Below are 19,155 nucleotides of genomic sequence, written 5' to 3' on the forward strand. Positions count from 1 at the left end.
AAATGAACAATACGATTATAGTTTTGGATTTTGGTTCGCAATACACTCAGCTAATAGCTAGAAGGCTAAGAGAAGAGGGCGTCTACACTGAAATTTTGCCATTTAATGCAAAGCTTAGTGAGATAAAGGCGAAAGAGCCAAAAGGTATCATTTTAAGTGGCGGTCCAGCTAGTGTTTATGCTAAGGATGCTTATTTTTGCGATAACGGCGTCTTTGAGTTAAACATCCCTATACTTGGCGTTTGCTACGGCATGCAACTACTTGCTCACACGCATGGGGCTGAGGTTTTAGCAGCTGATCAAAAAGAGTATGGTAAGGCAGAGCTTAACGTTATTAAAGAACATGAGCTATTTAAAGATACACCTTCAAAACAAATCGTATGGATGAGTCATAGCGACTATGTAAAGGACTTGCCAGAGGGCTTTGAAGTGATTGCTGTTAGTGAAAATTCACCTTATTGTGCTTTTGGCGATGATAAGCGTAAATTTTATGCGATCCAGTTTCACGCAGAGGTGCAACACAGCGAATATGGCACGCAAATTCTAAAGAATTTTGCTAAATATATTTGTGGTTGCGAGAGCACTTGGAATATGGGAAGTTTCGCTAAAAACAAGATAGAAGAGATCAGAAAAATAGTAGGCACTCACAAGGTACTTTGTGCAGTTAGCGGCGGCGTAGATAGCTCTGTAACCGCGGCGCTTTTAGCAGCTGCTGTGCCTGAAAATTTGATCCTTGTCTTTGTTGATAACGGACTTCTTAGAACAAACGAAAAAGAGCAAGTTGAAGCTACATTTAGAACAAAGCTTGGCGTTGAGCTAGTTAGCATAGACGCGAGCGAGACCTTTCTTGGCCGCTTAGCTGGTGTGGTTGATCCTGAGAAAAAGCGTAAGATCATAGGTGAAACCTTTATAGAAATTTTTGAAAAAGAGGCTAAAAAGCACGGCGATGTGAAATTTTTAGCTCAAGGCACTCTTTATACTGATATCATCGAAAGCTCTGTAGTTGGCTCAAGCAAGACGATAAAGAGCCATCACAATGTTGGAGGCTTGCCTGATTGGATGACATTTGAGCTAATAGAGCCGCTAAGAGAAATTTTTAAAGATGAGGTTAGAAAGCTTGGTCTTGAGCTTGGACTAAGCCGTGATTTAGTCTTCCGCCACCCTTTCCCGGGACCTGGTCTTGCTATCCGCATAATGGGCGAGGTAAATAAACCAAGTTTAGAGCTACTTCGCAAAGCTGATGTGATCTTACGCGATGAGCTAAAAAGTACTGGCTGGTACAACAAAACTTGGCAGGCGTTTTGTGTACTCTTAAATGTAAATTCTGTCGGCGTAATGGGTGATAACCGCACTTATGAAAACGCTGTTTGCGTGCGTGTGGTCGATGCGAGCGATGGCATGACTGCAAGCTTCTCACGCCTGCCGTACGATCTGCTAGAAAACGTAAGTCGCCGCATTATAAACGAGGTAAATGGCATCAACCGCGTAGTTTACGACATCTCGAGCAAGCCACCTGCAACGATAGAGTGGGAGTAATATATTTGAGAACAAACTCGCAGAAGCTTTTGATTAGATTTTTATTGAGTTTTACTTGTGGTTAATAAATATTAAATTGCATTTGATCAACCTAAATTGTGTTTAATATATGCATATAAAATATTAAAGGGTGCTAATATAGTGTAAACTTTATCAAGATCGAATCGAATTTATTCTGGGTATAATAAAAAGACTTTTATTATTGTTTTCAAGAATGAATATAAAAGTATACAGAAATATTTTGAATCATACTACACAGAAGCTGTCCTCGGTGAAGCCATAACACCTTTTGCTATTCGAAACGATTGCTGTAGTATTGTTTTCTTGACTATAATGACATTAAATAATTTAAGCATTATCTTATACAAAAAAGTAAAAAATATAGTTACTACTTAAGGAAAGCTTAGATACAATAAACAAAATATTGAGCTTGCAGAACCGGAAATACAAAGCACTATAAATAAGGTTTTTAAGTTTTTATAGTTTTCTGATTCAAGCAATAAGGTATTAAAATATCAATTTGCATAAAAATATAATTTTCTATCTTACCTTATTAAAGAAATTGAAAATATAAGAAATGATCTTGATATTGCCACAAAATTAGCGCTTCAAATCAAAGGTCTTTTGTTAAAAGATTCAAGACTAATAGAAAATAATATCAATGACTCTAGGTTTGCTTATTTTATATGCACTTATGGATGGCTATGAGTAGAATATGCACTTATTATTTTTATTGTTAAAAGATAAAATATAATAAATAAGGCACTTATAAGTGTTTTTATGGAAGATATTTATAACAATCTGTGATAGAAATTAGTTATGGAGGAAATAAAATGACAAAATATGAAACATTGGTTCAAATATTAGATGAATTAAGAAAAGAGGCGCCAAAGGAATATAGATCTTACTATCCAGAAGATATAGATATTGAAGGGTTGAATAAAGCAAGATCAAAATCATTCATTCATTTATTTTTAAAAGGTATGTACGGAATAGAAAATTTTATAGATAGAGAAAATTTTATTACTGATGCTTCTTATGATGGAGGTATAGATGCATATTATATAGATGAAGATTCGAAGGAGATAATCTTTATTCAATCCAAGTTTAGAACCACTCGAAACAATTTCGAAAATAAAGAAATAGATTATGAAGAGTTACTTTCAATGGATGTAGATAGAGTAATTGATGGTGAGAAAACGGATGAAGATGGTAATTCTTATAATGGTAAAATTTTAAAAATGCAAGAAGTGATTCAGGGTATTGATGATATAGGAAGGTATAAATATAGAGTGATAATTCTAGCAAACTTAAAAGAAAAGAAAAGCAAGTATATAAAAAAACTGACAGGTGGATTTCATGGGGATGTATTTGATTTCCAAAAGTGCTATAATGAATTGGTTTTTCCGATAGTGTCTGGTTGTTTCTTTAATGCAGAAGAAATTAGGATTAACTTATCTCTTGTAAATAAGGAAGGAAATGAAGGGAGAATAGGCTATACGGTAAATACGGAACTGAGTGATTGCAAAATTATGGTTACATTCGTTCCGCTCATTGAAATTGCCAAAATATTGCATAAGTATAAAAATTCAGTTTTAAAATATAATCCGAGGTGTTTTCTAGGGTTGAAAAATAATCAAGTCAATCCACAAATTGCTGATACAGTAAAAAATAAATCAACTAACGAGTTTGCATTATTTAATAATGGTATAACTATTTTGTCCGACGATACACAAATAAATTCACAAGTAGCTAAAAAGGATAAAGCTCAACTTATCATAATGAATCCTCAAATAATTAATGGAGGACAAACTGCGTTTACGCTGTCCTCTTTATATGAGGAATGTATTCAAAATAATAACTACACAATATTTAATGATAAGGAGGTGTTGGTAAAAATAGTTACTTTTATTGAAGATGGTAAAAATAATGGAAATACCGAAGAAACAAAACAGAAAAAACTAAAGTTAATTGAAAATTTGTCCCATGCTACAAATGAACAGTCTGTTGTAAGCGAGATGGATCGTAGATCAAATGAAGTTATATTGGTAAACTATCAACAGAATATTTATCGTGATTTTGGTTTATTTTTAAATAGAAAGCAAGGTGAGTTCTATGAAGGAATAAATAAAAAATATATTTTAAAGAAACAAATAATTGATCTTTCAAATTTTATGAGAATTGCTATAAGTATAAGTGGCGATGCAAAAAAAGCAAGGCAGAGTAGTGATACAGTATTATTCAGAGAAAATAATTTTAAATACTATCTTAAGGCAGAGAGTGATTATAAAAAATATGTGTATGGATATTATTGCTACCAATATTTATTAGACACTGAAAAGAAAGAAAAAAATTATGGAATGGATAAATATGGAAATGCTTTGCGTTATGGAAAATACGCAGTTATTGGCATAGTAAGCCGTAGTTTTGATAAAATTTTAGATATAAAAGAATATAAATCTGTTATTGAAGAAAAAACAAACTCAATTCTTGAAAAATGGCTTAGTTTTGAAAATGAAATTACAAAAAAACAATCAAACAAAGATTATTTTTACAAGTATCAGGAGGGCAAGGATGTAAAGTTTGTATATAATTTTGATGGGTATTATAAAGGTAGGACTATTAATAAAGATTTAGAAGATTTTAAATTTGACATATAAATTTCAATAGTAGCTCTTTTGCGATTAGAGCTGAAACCGGCACCAGAACTGATAAAAGTCTAAAAATAAACTTAGGTCGGACAAACTTTACGGTATTCTGCAAATGAATAATATGCAAACTAAATACTTTTGAATATAACAACTATAGTATAGCAATAAGAGCAGCAGTAAAATTTGGGCGCTTTTGCGCCTAATTTTTGTTGGAAATGGCTCAAATTTGATAAAAATAGATAATCCTTATCAACAAATCATCCAAAAATTTTTACTACAATGACGTGTAAAATTTACGAAAGGAAGAAAAATGAGTAAAATTTACAATCTAAACGCCGACACGAAAGTCGTCGCAAAAAGCGTTGTTAGCAAGAGAATTTTTGATTGCGAGAACGCTCATGTCGATGTATTTGCTTTTGATACGGGCGAGGAACTAGATCATGAGATGCTGTTTTGTGACAGCCTCGCATGGGTTGTGGAGGGCGGCGCTAGCCTATACTACGGCGAAAAGCAGATGCATATAGGCAATGAGCAAGCTTGCCTGATAGAGAAAAAAGTGTGGCGCAAGCTAGTTTTTAACGAACCAACGAAATATATTTCAATTGATTTTAAGGAGGATTTAATGATAGATCATTTACCTAAGGCAGCTATTTTTAGCTTAGTTGATGCAGTCGAATACGAAAAAGGCAAAATCGTGAGCAAAACGCTCGTAAAGAACGAAAACGGCTCAATGTCATTACTTAGTTTTGACACAGACCAAGAGCTCTCAACTCACGCAGCTCCAGGCGATGCACTACTTATCGCACTTGATGGCGAGATGAAGCTAACTATTGGTGATGAACATTTTGATATCAAAAAAGGCGATACCATCGTGTTACCAGGCAAAATACCACACGGATTAAAGATAAAAGATAAATTTAAAATGCTCTTAATCGTCACTAAAGACAAAATGTAATACTAAGCCCTATTTTTAGGGCTTTTACATTTTATAAATCACGTTAAATTTACCCTTAATAACCTAAAAAGCAAAGTCATAATATAATCTCTCTTAAAATTTAAAGAAAAACTATGAAAAAAGAAAATCCCAAGCTATTTTTATTGCTATTTTTAGGCGCTCTCTCTGCCTTTGGACCATTTGTTACAGATCTTTATTTGCCAGCACTTCCGGCTATTACTGAGTGGTTTAAAACAAGTGTTACAGCTACGCAATTAACGATCACGACATCGATGGCAGGCTTAGCCATAGGTCAGCTCATAGTTGGCCCAATAAGTGATAAATTTGGCCGAAAACTGCCCCTTACCATCTCGCTCATCGTCTATACTATAAGCACTATTTTTATATTTTTTGCACAAAATATCCAGTTTTTTATCTTTATGAGAATTATTCAAGGGCTTGCAAGTGCCGGCAGTTTGGTTATTTCAAGGGCTGTTGTTAGTGATCTTTATAAGGGCCATGAAATGACTAAATTTTTTAGTCTTATGATGGTTGTAAATGGTCTTGCCCCGATACTTTCACCAATAGGCGGCAGTTTGCTGCTTAAATTTACCGACTGGCGTGGCATCTTTATGGCACTTACTATCATTGGTATTTTGCTTTTTATCGCAAATTTTTATTTCAAAGAGAGCTTAAGTCAGTCAAATCGCTTAAAAATGCCTTTGCTAGTGACTTATAGTGTTTTTGGCAAAATTTTAAGAAAGAAAAAATTTATGCTTTTCGTAAGCATTCAGACATTTGCAATGGGTGCGATGTTTGCTTATATAGCGTCATCTTCGTTTATCTTTCAAGAATTTTATTCTCTAAGTCCAGTAAGCTATAGCTTTTGCTTTGCTTCAAATGGTTTAGGGCTTGTTATAGGAGCAAGGCTTGCCAGTTTTTTAAATGAGAGAAAAGCGCTCAAAACTGGGCTTTTTGGCACCTTGTTTGCTAGCATTTTTATTGCTTTCATGCTTTGTTTTAAATTTGAAGTGATCGGCGTCATTATCGCATTTTTCTTATTACTTCTTTTTACAGGATTTGTCTTGCCAACCGCTTCATCGCTAGCCATGAATGAAGGCAGAGAATACGCAGGCTCAGCCTCAGCAATACTTGGATTTTGCCCATTTTTCTTAGGCGGTATCGTCTCTCCGCTAGTTGGGCTTGGTGATATATTTTATTCGACTTCTATTGTTATTTTAGCTTGCACATTACTTGCTTTAATATCTTTTTTAAGGTTAAAAAGGGTTGCGTAAAATTTATCTTATTTCAAACACAAAAACGGCTGATGAGAGCGTTGTAAATTTAAGTGTTAGCAAGATCGAGTTTTTGAAATTTGAACTAAATTTAAGTGACTATGACGTGCTGGTAGCTACTTCTAAAAATGCTTTTAATGCATTAAAATTTAATGGTATTTCGCCTATAAATTTGCCAGTCTTTGCCATCGCAAATAGTTGTGCGGCAGCCGCAAGAGAGTTTGGATTTAGTGAAATTTACACCGGAAATAATGCTCACGGAGACGACTTTGCAAGAGAAATTTTGCCACTTCTAAAAGGTAAAAAGGTTCTTTATCTAAAGGGTAAAGATAGTGCTTCAAATTTCTTAGAAATTTTGCAAAATGGCGGAGTAAATATAAAGGTGATTGTCGCCTATGAAAATGTCTTAAATCCTTGCAAAATGGAGCTAAAACCACCAAAAAATAGTATCTTGATCTTCGCTTCTCCGCTAAATGTCAAAAATTTTCTTAATAATTTTGGCTGGGATGAGAGCTATCAAGCGATAAGCATTGGAAAGGTCACTGCAAAAGAGCTAAAATTTACCGAGCCAATAGTAAGCCAAAGTCAAGATATAAACGCCTGTATCGCGCTTGCCAAAACATTACTTTAAGCAAAGAATTTATATAATTTTATTGCCTGAGTGAAGCGAGTCAGCATTTTACGGGGTCCAACACTTTTTTGTTAGCGAAAAGGTATGGGTACCTTGTGATGTGGCTTCGTTTGAGTCTGAAAAGGCGAGAAGTTGCAACCGTTTGGTATCCATCTATTTGCAAGATTGGCTTTGTTTATGGGCCACTCTTCTATGCGACGCCCACTCGGGTTTTTTAAATTTACGGAGATGAAATGAATATTCTCATAATAGGAAGTGGCGGCCGCGAATACGCCATTGCTCTAAAACTAAAAAACGAAAAAAATATAAATTTATACTTTGCACCTGGAAATGGTGCGACCTCACGCCTTGGCGAGAATTTAAATATAAAAGACTTTTATGAGCTTGCAAAATTTGCTAAACAAAATGATATTGCCCTAACTATCGTAGGCCCTGAAGCGCCTCTTAGCGAAGGCGTGGTAGATATCTTTAAAAAAGAGGGCTTGCTTATATTTGGACCAAGCAAGGCAGCTGCTAGACTTGAGGCTAGCAAGGCGTATATGAAGGACTTTTTAGCTAGAAATAACATAAAAACCGCAAGATATTTAAATACAGATGATAAAGAAAAAGCATTTAAATTTATCGATACTCTAAGCGTACCAATGGTCGTAAAGGCCGATGGACTTTGCGCTGGAAAAGGCGTAATAATCGCAAACTCTAAAGAGGAGGCCAAAGAGGCAGTTAGTGACATGCTAAGCGGAGCTAGCTTTGGTGATGCTGGTAAATTTGTGGTGGTTGAAGAGTTTTTAAACGGCTTTGAGCTGAGCTTTTTTGCTATTTGTGACGGCGAAAATTTTGTAAGTTTGCCAGTGGCACAAGATCATAAACGTCTGCTTGATAATGACGAAGGTCCAAATACTGGCGGTATGGGCGCTTATGCTCCAAGTCCGCTTGCTTCAAAAGAGCTGATAAAAAGAGTCGAAGAAGAGGTGGTAAAGCCTACACTAAAAGGGATGAAAAACGATGGCAGTCCGTTTTGTGGAGTCCTTTTTGTAGGACTTATGATCGTGAAAAATGAGCCTTATGTACTTGAGTTTAACGTAAGATTTGGCGATCCTGAATGCGAGGTCTTGATGCCGTTAATTGACGGAAATCTAAGCGAAATTTTACTAAATGCTGCAAAGGGCGAGCTAAAGCCTATTAGTTTAAAAGATGAATTTGCGGTTGGTGTCGTAATGGCTAGTAAGGACTATCCGTATAAAAGTAGCCCAAAAGCTAAAATTTCAGTTTTAAATGATGTAAAAGATGCTCACATCGCTTATGCTGGTGTTAGTGAGCAAGATGGAGAAATTTACGCAGATGGTGGCAGAGTATTAGTCTGTGTGGCCACTGCGCAGAGCATAAAAGAGGCACGTGATAGAGCTTATGAGCTTTGCGAAAATGTAAAATTTGACGGAGCGCACTATAGAAAAGATATTGCCTGGCAGGCATTAAAATGAGTATGCAGTTAGTTGAAAAACTTGAAAAAGAAGAAATTTCGCTAGCGCCATTTTCAAAAAGAGTGCTAGCTTACTCAATTGATGAATGTATCGTTTCTTTTTTGTTTTTGATCATTTACTGGGATGCCTTTTTGTCGGTTATGAGCTATGATGAAGCCAGAAATTTGACCTTAAATTTCTTTTGGCAAATAGTCGCACTAAAGATTATTTATCATGCATTTTTTGTTTGGTATTATGGCGCGAGTCTTGGACAAATGCTAACAAAGACGATGTGCATTAATGTAGAAATTTTAGATAGACCAAATTTTATTTCAAGCCTAGTAAGGGCGATTTTTAGGTTGGTTAGTGAAGCTTGTTTTTATCTTGGTTTTGCATGGGCATTTGCAAATCCAGCTAGGCAGACTTGGCAAGACAAAATAGCAAAAACAGTGGTGATAAATGCGTAAAATTTTATTTTTAGTTCCGGTTTGTATTTTAAATCTAAGTGCAGCTGTGCAAGATGTGCAGCTTTTGGCCGATGATGTAAAGCAAGATAAAGGCATCGTAACAGCAAACAAAAACGTCGTTGTATATTCACAAGATTACCTTGTGACAGCTGATTGTGCTGTGTATGATCAAAATAATTCGGTTATCGAGCTATTTGGTAACGTCAACATGATGAAAGGAAAGAGCGAAGTCTCTCGCTCAAACTATGCAAAGTTAAATTTAAAAAATAATGACACTGCTTTTGAATCGCTTTTTATGATGAATAAAGACATGGAAGTGTGGATGAGAAGCGATGAGAGCAGCTCTGACAGTGAGTACTATAGAGTAAAAAAGGCGATGGTTTCAAGCTGTAATGTCCAAGATCCTGACTGGAGTATCACCTCAAGCTCAGCTACGCTAAATAAACAAAGCAAATTTTTACATCTTTTTAACCCAGTCTTTCGTATAGCTAATGTGCCAGTTTTTTATTTGCCATATTTTGGTTTTTCAACAGATACCACAAGAAGAACAGGTCTTTTGCCACCTGAGCTTGGATACGGAAAATCTGAAGGTTTTTATTACAAACAGCCGATTTATTTTGCACCTTATAATGAGTGGGACTTCGAGCTTGATCCGCAGATAAGAACAAACAGAGGCGCTGGAATTTATGGTGCGTTTAGATTTACTGAGTCGCCTGATTCAAGGGGCGAAATCAGCTTTGGCTCATTTACTGATAAAAACAGCTACCAAGCCAAGCAAAAAGGAGAGACTTCAAATAAGGCCGAACTAAAAAATAAAACACATAAAGGCATTGGACTAAAATACGAAAGAGATAAGCTTATAAGATACCTTAGCGAAGCGGATTTGCAAGAGGGAATTTGGATAGATGCAACGAAGCTAAATGATATAGATTATTTAAATTTAAAGGGCAGAGATGATGATTATGATTCGCTTGTAACTTCTAAATTTAACTATTTCATCGCAAACGATGATCATTATTTTGGTGCTTATGCAAAATACTACATAGACACTGAAAAAATTGGCTCAAAAAATGAGAACAAAGACACGCTTCAAGAGCTTCCGTCGCTTCAGTATCATAAATTTACAGATGATATTGTCTTGCCAAATATCTTATATTCACTCGATCTTCAGTCACATAGATATGATAGAAAGATAGGAGTTAGAGCAACTCAGTATGAATTTGCACTTCCAGCTTCAGTGCATGTGCCACTGCTTGATGATAGTTTAACGTTTTCATTTTACGAGTACCTATACGCTTCAAGAATAAATTACGAGAATAAGATAAATTTATTTGATGATAAAAGAGAAGATAAGCATACAAATTTTGTAAATAATTACCACAAATTTACCATTCACACTGATCTTGCAAAAGCGTATGAAAGCTTTTATCACACTTTAAATTTTGGAGCTGAATACCTACTGCCAGGCTATAGAAAAGGAAATTTAGATGATGAGTTTATCTATGATAAAAATCTAAATGAGTATGAAAATTTCTTGACTCAAGGGCAGAGCAAGGAAGAAATTTCTGGTTATTTGACTCAGTATTTCTTTAACTCTAATGGTAGAAAGATTATAAAACATAGTATTTCTCAAGGATATTACACAAAAGAAGATGAATATTCGAATTTAAAAAATGCTATCTATCTATATCCATTTGAAAATTTAAGCCTTTATAATAAGCTTGAGTATTCACACAAGAGCAAAGAGCTTAAAAAGATACAAAGTGGATTTTCATACACAAATGATTTATTTTGGCTAAATATGCTTCACACCATGAAGAAAAATGATAGCAAAATAAAAAATAGTGCGACAAAAGATAGCTATTTTACAAGTGGTCTTGGAGTAAAATTACCTCATCAGTATAGTCTTATTGGCGGCTGGCAATATGATATTGAGCGAAGCTACACAAAAAGCTGGAGAGTTGGCGTGCTTCATCAAAGAAAATGCTGGAATTACGGGATAATTTATCAACAAGATGTCGAGCCAACAACGACAATAAACGGCTCAGCATCAACTAGAAAAAATGGTATTTATTTCACGATAAATTTCTATCCAATGGGTGGTTTGCACTATGACTTTTCGCAAAGCAGTACAAAATCGAGTGCCAACTAAATGATAACGGCTAAATTTAAGGATCAGTTAGAGGCAGCTAGCAAGCTAATTGAAATTTTGCCAAAAAAAGAACTCGTAGATAAAAAGACGATAGTTGTTTGTATGTCGCTTGAGTCAGTTATACTCACAGATGCAGTTTGTAGAAGTTTAAATTTAAGCTACGAGATGCTCTTTAGCGAGCCAATACCTGCCCCAAATAATAGCGAATGCGACGTTGCAATAGTTAGCGAGACAGAAGATATAGTATTAAATGATAAGCTTATAAAAGCTTTTAATATAAGCTATGACTATATTTACGGCGAAGCACATAGAAAATATGAAGAGAAAATTTTAAAAAATGTTTATAAATACCGAAAAGGAAATTTGATAGGAGAGCTAAAAGATAAAAATATTCTACTAATCGATGAGGGGTGTGAGACTGGTATGACGGCACTCATTTGCATAAAGACGTTGCTTGATGTGAAGGTAAAATCCATCTCATACGCAACGCCAGTGATTGCTACTGACGTCTTTATAAATTTAAATGATATGGTTGATGAAATTTACACGATAAACAAGATCGTTGATTTTATCGATGTGGATTCGTATTACGAGAAAAAGATCGAAGCTACGAGTGAGCGTATCATGTCAATATTAGAAGAGAGCCCTTATTATTTGCCGTTACAAAAACAACAAGGAGATAAAAATAATGCAATATAGTATAGAAGTCAATAATCAGGTTGAAATTTTTGACCTTAATAAAGTAGCAAAACAAGCTAGCGGAGCAGTGCTTTTAAGGGTAAAAAATACCGTCGTTTTAGCAACTGTTGCCAGAGAAGACACACAAGTTGAGGAGGATTTTTTACCTCTAACGGTGCAGTACATCGAAAAAGCTTACGCCGCTGGAAAAATTCCTGGCGGTTATGTTAAGCGCGAGACAAAGCCAGGCGACTTTGAAACGCTAACAGCTCGCATCATCGATAGATCTCTTAGACCGCTCTTTCCAAAAGGTTACGCATATCCAACTCAAATAGTTGTAATGGTGCTTTCAGCTGATCCTGAGGTTGATTTGCAAGTTGTTAGCCTAAATGCGGCTTCAGTTGCACTATATCTTAGCGACATCCCTGTAAATCGCCCAGTTTGTGGCGTGAGAGTTGGCTATATAGATGAAAAATTTGTGATCAATCCAAGCAACTCTGAGCTAAAACAAAGTGCGATAGATCTTTATGTAGCTGGTACAAAAGATGAGCTTTTGATGATCGAGATGAGAAGCTTGCCTCAGCAAACTACGCAGCTTATCCCGATGGTTGCGATCGAGCCGATGATAGATCCGAGCTTAAGTGATAGCATGGCTCAAAAACAGCTAATGAACGAATTTAGCGAAGATATGATGGTTGAAGCGATTGATTTTGCTGGTAAGGCGATATTAAGAGCTAGTAGTGCTTACGAAGAAGCTTTCAAAGAGCATAAAAAAGAGGACGCTACGCTTGAGCTAAAACCTGAGATAGAAAATGAAAATATAGCTATTTATATCGATAAATTTTATAAAGCTGAAGTCAAAAACGCGATCAATCAAATGGCAAAAAGCGAGCGAGCGAGCGAACTTAGCAAGATCGCTAAACAAATTTCAAGCGATGAGGTAGCTCAAAAAGAGGGCTGGGACGAGGCTGTCATCACAAATGTCCTTGGCAAATATAAAAAGAAAATCGTTAGAGAGCAGATAATAAATGAAGGTGTAAGAGCCGATGGACGTGGGCTTGAAGAGGTTAGACCTATTAGTATCGAAACAAACGTGCTTCCAAATGCACATGGCTCATGCCTCTTTACAAGAGGACAGACACAAGCCCTAGTTGTCACTACTCTTGGCACTGACAGTGACGCTCAAATGTATGACATCCTCACTGAAAAAGTACCTTTTGTAGAAAAATTTATGTTTAACTACAACTTCCCAGGCTTTAGCGTAGGTGAGGCAAGCCCACTAAAAGCTCCTGGTAGACGTGAGCTTGGACATGGAAATTTAGCCAAACGTGCCCTTACACCAAGTATCGATCTAGCTTCGCCATACACAATAAGAGTCGTTTCAGAAATTTTAGAGAGTAACGGCTCAAGCTCTATGGCTAGCGTTTGCGGTGGCTCGCTTGCACTTAGAGCAGCTGGCATAAATACTTTAAAACTTGTCGCAGGTGTCGCTATGGGATTAATATTTGAAGGCGATAAACACGCAGTGCTAACAGATATCATGGGGCTTGAAGATCACGATGGCGATATGGACTTTAAAGTAGCAGGTACAAGCGATGGTATCACGGCACTTCAGATGGATATTAAACTTGGTGGCATTAGTTTAGAAGTGTTAAAAGAGGCACTTTATCAAGCAAAACGTGGTAGAGAGCATATCTTATCTTTGATGGCAGAAGCGGATAAAAATATAAAAATAAATGAAGATGTGCTTCCAAAGCTTGAACTATTTAGTGTTGATCCAAGCAAGATCGTAGACATCATCGGACAAGCTGGAAAAACCATAAAAGAGATCATTGAGAAATTTGAGGTTTCAATCGATCTTGATAGAGAAAAAGGTGAAGTTAAAATCGCAGGTGGTGCAAAGAAAAATGTCGATGCTGCAAAAGATTACATCATCTCTATCACTTCAAAAGACAATGGACGTTCATTTGGCAAAAAGCCGTTTAAACACGACAAAGAGCGTTCAAAACCAAATTTTAATATCGGTGATGAGTTTTTGGGAACTGTAAAGAGTGTGGTTGATTTTGGTGTATTTATCGAGCTAAAAGATGGCATTGATGGCTTGCTTCACATCTCAAAGATAAAAACCCCATTAAACGTAGGTGATCAGGTCAAAGTATGTGTGAGTGAGCAAAAAGGAAATAAAATTTCGCTCTCTTTAGTTGAATAAATTTTAAAGGATAGATGATGAAATACAAAAAGTTGCTTTTTCCAATAGGAGCTGGAGACGATATCGAGCCAAGAATTTATGGTGCCCTAAAGGTTGCTCAGTGGTTTAACACACATATGGAAATTATGACTTGTCAGCTTGACCCAAGCGTAGTTTATAATATGAAAATGACGCTTCGTGGAGGAGTGCTTTTTGAAGAATTTCTAAAATCAGCTAAATCTGAACTAGCTGTCGAGCATGAAGAGAATGAGAAAATTTTCAATAAAATTTGTGCTGAGCTTGGCATAAAAGTAACTAGTGAAATCATTGAAGATGTTTGCACTGCAAATTTTACGATTCACAGTGGCAAAAGAAGCGCGATAGTGGAGCAAGAGAGTAAATTTTGCGATCTAGTGGTGGCTGCTGTGCCACTTGATGGAAAGATCACTGGTACATTTGAGTCAGCTGTTTTAAAAAGTGGTAAAAATGCGATTGTAATACCTAGAAAAATGCGTGAGTTTAAAGCCGATAATATCCTCGTTAGCTGGACTGGTACGACGCAAAGTTCAAGGGCACTAACAGGCTCGATCGATCTTTTAAAAAAGGCAAAAAAGGTTCAGTGCATTACCTCAAAAGCAAGTCTTGGCGATAATGCTGAACTAAATCTTAAGAAGCTTGAAGAGTACTTCAAAATTCATGGCATATCAGCCACTTTTGAAGTGATTGCTACCACGATGATACCTGGTGAAGCGCTTTTAAAAGCAGCTATTGATAGAAATGCTGATCTAATCGTTGCTAGCAGATATGGTGAAAATGGTCTTATGGAAATGGTGCTTGGTGGCACTTCAAGATTTTTCTTAGAACACACAAATATCCCAGTTTATTTATAATGGATTGCGGCTTAGTCCGCGATCTAATTCTTTTAAATTTATCTTTTTGATTTGCTAATTTTTGTTCACTCGCAAGAATTGACTACTAAATTTTGACTTCACTGACCGCTTAACTCAAATTTTAGAGCTAAAGTTACTCGTTCATAAAATTCTAAAATTTGTTCAACACTTGTCTGATGATAAAGCGCATGCAGTGCACTAGCACATTTGCATGCACCTCTAACGTGCGATGGGATCGAGGGATCTAAAGGGAGATAAGGGGACGGCTTTGCTTCGCAGGCTCGCAACTGCAAGCAGACCGTAACTTGAGTCCCCTTGTCTTCCTTTTGAATAAAAGAGTTTATAAATTTAAAGTTGGGATTTCAAAAATAGAATTTTTCTATTTTTCAAATTTTAAAACTTCACTCACTCGCAAGAGTTGACTACTGATTTTAAGTCTCGCAAAGCTTGCCACTCAAATCAGAGCTGAAATTACTCGTTCATAAATTTTAAAATTTACAAGACTTTAATAGCATAGTGCGTCAGATGACAGCGTGCTTCGTTCTTAGCCACAAACTACAAATTCTATAAATTTTTAAAGCTCCCATTAAGTTTTCATCAAGCACCTTATTAGCCAAAATTTTGTAAAATCCACTCATTAAAAAAGGATAAAAAATGAGTGAAAATTCTAGTTTTACGCACCTGCATTTACACACCGAATACTCCCTACTTGACGGAGCGAACAAGATAAAAGAGCTAGCTCACGTGCTTCATGATAGAGGCGACACAGCAGCGGCTATCACAGATCACGGCAATATGTTTGGAGCGATAGATTTTTACAAGGCGATGAAAAAAGAGGGTATAAAACCACTAATTGGCATCGAAGCTTACGTTCATAATGGCGAGCAGCTTGATGACAAGAGTACTAAACAGCGCTTTCACCTTATACTAATCGCCAAAAACGAGACTGGCTATAAAAATTTGATGTATCTTAGCTCCATGAGCTACATCGAGGGCTTTTACTATTATCCTCGTATAAATAAAAAAATTTTAAAAGAGCACAGCGAGGGCTTGGTTTGTAGCTCTGCTTGCTTGCAGGGCGAGGTGAGTTGGCATCTAAATTTAAGCGATCGTAACGTCAAATTTGGCGCTAAAGGCTACGAGAGAGCAAAAGAGGTCGCACTTGAATATAAAGAAATTTTTGGAGATGACTTTTATCTTGAGATCATGCGTCACGGCATCGGCGATCAAAAACGCATTGATGATGATATTTTACGCATCGCCAAAGAGACTGGCATAAAGGTCATCGCCACAAACGATACTCACTACACTTTTAAAGAGCGAGCCGACGCGCATGAGGTTTTTATGTGTATCGCGATGAACAAAACTTTAGATGATCCAAACCGACTTCGCCACAGCGTCCATGAGTTTTTTGTAAAAAGCAAAGAGCAGATGAGTGAGCTATTTTTAGATATCCCTGAAGTGATAGAAAATACCCAAGAGATCGTGAATAAGTGCAATCTTGAGATCAAACTTGGCAACCCAACTCCGCCAAATTTTAAATTTACACTTGAATATGCAAAAGAGAGAAATTTAACACTTCCAGAGCCTGAAAATAGATATAGCTTTAAAAATGATGCTGTGTTTTTTGAATATGAATGCAGAAAGGGGCTTGAAGAGAGGCTAAAATTTGTCCCTGAAAATTTACATGACGAATATAAAAAACGCCTTGAGATAGAGATTGGCATAATTAATAAAATGAATTTCCCAGGCTATATGATGATCGTTTGGGACTTCATAAATGAGGCTAAAAGTAGAGGCGTGCCAGTTGGTCCAGGGCGTGGTTCTGCGGCCGGTAGTTTGGTCGCTTACTCGCTAAAGATCACTGACCTTGATCCGATCCCATACAACCTACTTTTTGAGAGATTTCTGAACCCAGAGCGTGTTAGCATGCCAGATATCGACGTGGATTTTTGTCAAAGCAGGCGTGGCGAGATAATTGACTATGTTACGCAAAAATACGGAAAATTTAACGTTGCTGGCGTTATTACATTTGGTAAATTGCTCGCAAAAGGTGTCATTAGAGATGTTGCTAGGGTTTGTGATATGCCTTACTCCGAAGCCGATGCGATGGCAAAGCTAATACCTGATGAACTTGGTATTACACTAAAAGATGCTTATGAAAAAGAGCCAAAGATAGCTGAGCTAATAAGTCAAAATCCAAAGGCAGCTAAAATTTGGAAATTTGCCCTTGATCTTGAGGGACTAAACAGAAATGCCGGTCAGCATGCAGCAGGTGTCGTTATCTCAAATGAGGAGCTATGGAACAAAACTCCGCTATTTCGTCAGCCAAATAGCCCAGAAGATCGCTATGTTACGCAGTATAGCCTTAAATATCTTGAGGATGTTGATTTAATTAAATTCGACTTTCTTGGACTAAAAACACTAACAGTTATCGATAATGCCATAAAGCTCGTTAAACAACGAACTGGAAAGGATATCATTTGGGAGCAGATCGATAAAAACGATTCTAATGTTTATAAAATGATACAAAGCGGCCAAGCGATAGGAATTTTCCAAATCGAGGGCGAAGGCATGAGAAAGCTAGGAACTAGCTTGCGTCCAGACTGCTTTGAGGACATCGTCGCGATGCTAGCACTCTACCGACCAGGACCGATGGAAAGTGGTATGCTTGATGACTTTGTCAAAAGAAAACATGGCGAGGCCGAGATAACCTACTCATTTAAAGAGCTTGAGCCGATCCTTGCACCAACATACGGCGTCATCGTCTATCAAGAGCAAGTTATGCAAATCGTTCAAGCCATAGGCGGCTTTAGCCTTGGCGGGGCGGACCTTGTACGCCGTGCGATGGGTAAAAAGATCAAAGAAGAGATGGATAGGCTAAAGGGCGAGTTTGTAAAAGGTGCTGAGGCAAAAGGGCTAAATGGGCAAAAAGCAGACGATCTTTTCGAGCTAATTGTAAAATTTGCGGGATATGGCTTTAATAAATCTCACTCCGCAGCTTACGCTTATGTTACCTTTCAAACTGCTTATCTTAAGGCTTACTATCCGGCTGAATTTATGGCCGCACTTCTTACAAGCGAAGAGAGCAACGTCGATAAGATCGTTCGCTATATCGATGAGATAAAACGCATAAATATAGATACTTTGCCACCATCTATCAATAAATCAACTAAAGAATTTAGCGTCGTTGAAAATGGCGATCATGACGGCATTATCTTTGGGCTTGGTGCTATTAAAGGTGTTGGTGGAGCGGCTATTGAAAACATTATCACTGAGCGTGAAGCAAATGGCGAGTTTAAGAGCATGGATGACTTTGTCTCAAGGATCGATCCATTTAAGGTCAATAAAAAGGTCTTTGAAAGCCTCATAAAAGCTGGATGTTTTGATGAGTTTGGCTTTAGTCGTAAGATGCTTATGCAAAATGTAGAAAATATCATAGAAGCTTGCAAAAGTGCTGCTCAGATCCGTAAAAATGCTGTTGAGAGCTTATTTGGTGAAGATGAGAGCATGAACGATGTAAAGATAAATTTTGTCACTATAAATGACGAATTTGACATCAAGCAAATTTTAAAATTTGAGCAAGAGAGCGTTGGTATCTACCTCTCAGGCCACCCGCTTGATGATTATAAAGACGAGATCAACAAGATAAAATATACTCTAAGCTCAGAATTTGAGAGTTTGCCACAAAGTGCAGAAATTTTAGTCGTTGGGAAGATCGAAGACTTTAGCACAAGGATAACCAAAAGTGGCAAGAAAATGGGCACTATAAACGTCCTTGATTTTCACGGAAATATCGAGATCGCAGTCTTTGAAAGAGAGCTTGGTAACATCGAAGATATAGTAAAAGATGAAGCAAAACGCGACTTTCCTTATGCTTTTAGGATAAATATCACAAAAGATGATCAATTTGTAAGGACAAATTTAAACGAGGTTTATAGCCTAGAAGATGCACAAAATTTAGACTTTAAGACAAGAAAGCTAAAACAAAACTCTAAATTTTCTAAAAATGAAGAAGCTAGCACGCCTCAAAGAGCAAGAGAATATGCTGAGCTAGAGGTGCTTTTATGCCTTAGTGAGCTTAGCAAAGATAAGATAACTAGCCTTTATAATCTTGGCTATAACGAACATATAAAAAGTGGTACAAACAATGATAAGCGTCTTGTTATTAAGATAAAAAATGAAAATACGGCTCAAATTTTTGTCTATAAGACAAAATTTGTTGTAAATGACAGCTTTAAAGAAAAAGCACTTCAAGCAATAGCTTGCTAATACCC

12 protein-coding genes are annotated in these 19,155 nt (G+C 36.7%); all 12 read left to right on the forward strand.

Translation table 11 applies throughout. The features are described 5' to 3' along the window. Positions 1-2: 2 nt before the first annotated feature. The 12 genes from guaA (at position 3) to dnaE (ending at position 19,150) form a co-directional block, all read left to right on the forward strand. Entirely contained in the window at positions 3-1,535 is a 1,533-nt protein-coding gene (gene guaA / locus CVS95_RS07520; RefSeq protein ID WP_107696151.1) for a glutamine-hydrolyzing GMP synthase, read from the forward strand. 833 nt (positions 1,536-2,368) lie between these two features. Beyond that, positions 2,369-4,195 carry an AIPR family protein gene (locus tag CVS95_RS07525; RefSeq protein ID WP_107696152.1) on the forward strand — a complete coding sequence of 609 codons (1,827 nt, stop codon included), beginning with the start codon at positions 2,369-2,371 and terminating at the stop codon, positions 4,193-4,195. 301 nt (positions 4,196-4,496) lie between these two features. Beyond that, complete coding sequence (locus tag CVS95_RS07530; RefSeq protein ID WP_103560414.1) at positions 4,497-5,141, forward strand: cupin domain-containing protein; 645 nt, start codon at positions 4,497-4,499, stop codon at positions 5,139-5,141. Positions 5,142-5,254: 113 nt separating this feature from the next. Beyond that, a complete protein-coding gene (locus CVS95_RS07535) occupies positions 5,255-6,415 on the forward strand; it encodes a multidrug effflux MFS transporter (protein WP_107696153.1) in 1,161 nt (386 codons plus the stop codon). Then, positions 6,408-7,046 (forward strand): uroporphyrinogen-III synthase, encoded by a 639-nt coding sequence (locus CVS95_RS07540; protein ID WP_107696154.1) that lies wholly within the window; start codon positions 6,408-6,410, stop codon positions 7,044-7,046. The genes CVS95_RS07535 and CVS95_RS07540 overlap by 8 nt, the downstream gene beginning before the upstream one ends. 233 nt (positions 7,047-7,279) lie before the next feature. Beyond that, a complete protein-coding gene (purD, locus tag CVS95_RS07545; protein ID WP_107696155.1) occupies positions 7,280-8,524 on the forward strand; it encodes a phosphoribosylamine--glycine ligase in 1,245 nt (414 codons plus the stop codon). Continuing rightward, positions 8,521-8,970: an RDD family protein gene (locus tag CVS95_RS07550; protein WP_103560410.1), complete on the forward strand. Its 450-nt coding sequence runs from the start codon at positions 8,521-8,523 to the stop codon at positions 8,968-8,970. The genes purD and CVS95_RS07550 overlap by 4 nt, the downstream gene beginning before the upstream one ends. After that, on the forward strand, positions 8,963-11,122 hold the full coding sequence (locus CVS95_RS07555) for an LPS-assembly protein LptD (protein WP_107696156.1): 2,160 nt from the start codon (positions 8,963-8,965) through the stop codon (positions 11,120-11,122). The genes CVS95_RS07550 and CVS95_RS07555 overlap by 8 nt, the downstream gene beginning before the upstream one ends. Beyond that, positions 11,123-11,821: a sodium:proton antiporter gene (locus tag CVS95_RS07560; RefSeq protein ID WP_103640248.1), complete on the forward strand. Its 699-nt coding sequence runs from the start codon at positions 11,123-11,125 to the stop codon at positions 11,819-11,821. Beyond that, positions 11,811-14,009 (forward strand): polyribonucleotide nucleotidyltransferase, encoded by a 2,199-nt coding sequence (locus CVS95_RS07565; RefSeq protein ID WP_107696157.1) that lies wholly within the window; start codon positions 11,811-11,813, stop codon positions 14,007-14,009. The genes CVS95_RS07560 and CVS95_RS07565 overlap by 11 nt, the downstream gene beginning before the upstream one ends. Positions 14,010-14,026: 17 nt before the next feature. Then, positions 14,027-14,878, forward strand: a complete 852-nt coding sequence (locus tag CVS95_RS07570) for a universal stress protein (RefSeq protein ID WP_021091781.1) — start codon at positions 14,027-14,029, stop codon at positions 14,876-14,878. Positions 14,879-15,532: 654 nt separating this feature from the next. Beyond that, positions 15,533-19,150 carry a DNA polymerase III subunit alpha gene (gene dnaE, locus CVS95_RS07580; protein ID WP_107696158.1) on the forward strand — a complete coding sequence of 1,206 codons (3,618 nt, stop codon included), beginning with the start codon at positions 15,533-15,535 and terminating at the stop codon, positions 19,148-19,150. The last annotated feature ends 5 nt before the right edge of the window (positions 19,151-19,155 follow it).

Origin of the sequence: Campylobacter concisus (assembly GCF_003048905.1) — a bacterium.
Taxonomy (GTDB): domain Bacteria; phylum Campylobacterota; class Campylobacteria; order Campylobacterales; family Campylobacteraceae; genus Campylobacter_A; species Campylobacter_A concisus_V.

Bases quoted from the DNA above. Each gene is read 5' to 3' on its own strand.
- guaA (WP_107696151.1), top strand. From the start codon at position 3: ATGAACAATACGATTATAGTTTTGGATTTTGGTTCGCAATACACTCAG.
- CVS95_RS07525 (WP_107696152.1), top strand. From the start codon at position 2,369: ATGACAAAATATGAAACATTGGTTCAAATATTAGATGAATTAAGAAAA.
- CVS95_RS07530 (WP_103560414.1), top strand. From the start codon at position 4,497: ATGAGTAAAATTTACAATCTAAACGCCGACACGAAAGTCGTCGCAAAA.
- CVS95_RS07535 (WP_107696153.1), top strand. From the start codon at position 5,255: ATGAAAAAAGAAAATCCCAAGCTATTTTTATTGCTATTTTTAGGCGCT.
- purD (WP_107696155.1), top strand. From the start codon at position 7,280: ATGAATATTCTCATAATAGGAAGTGGCGGCCGCGAATACGCCATTGCT.
- CVS95_RS07550 (WP_103560410.1), top strand. From the start codon at position 8,521: ATGAGTATGCAGTTAGTTGAAAAACTTGAAAAAGAAGAAATTTCGCTA.
- CVS95_RS07555 (WP_107696156.1), top strand. From the start codon at position 8,963: ATGCGTAAAATTTTATTTTTAGTTCCGGTTTGTATTTTAAATCTAAGT.
- CVS95_RS07560 (WP_103640248.1), top strand. From the start codon at position 11,123: ATGATAACGGCTAAATTTAAGGATCAGTTAGAGGCAGCTAGCAAGCTA.
- CVS95_RS07565 (WP_107696157.1), top strand. From the start codon at position 11,811: ATGCAATATAGTATAGAAGTCAATAATCAGGTTGAAATTTTTGACCTT.
- CVS95_RS07570 (WP_021091781.1), top strand. From the start codon at position 14,027: ATGAAATACAAAAAGTTGCTTTTTCCAATAGGAGCTGGAGACGATATC.
- dnaE (WP_107696158.1), top strand. From the start codon at position 15,533: ATGAGTGAAAATTCTAGTTTTACGCACCTGCATTTACACACCGAATAC.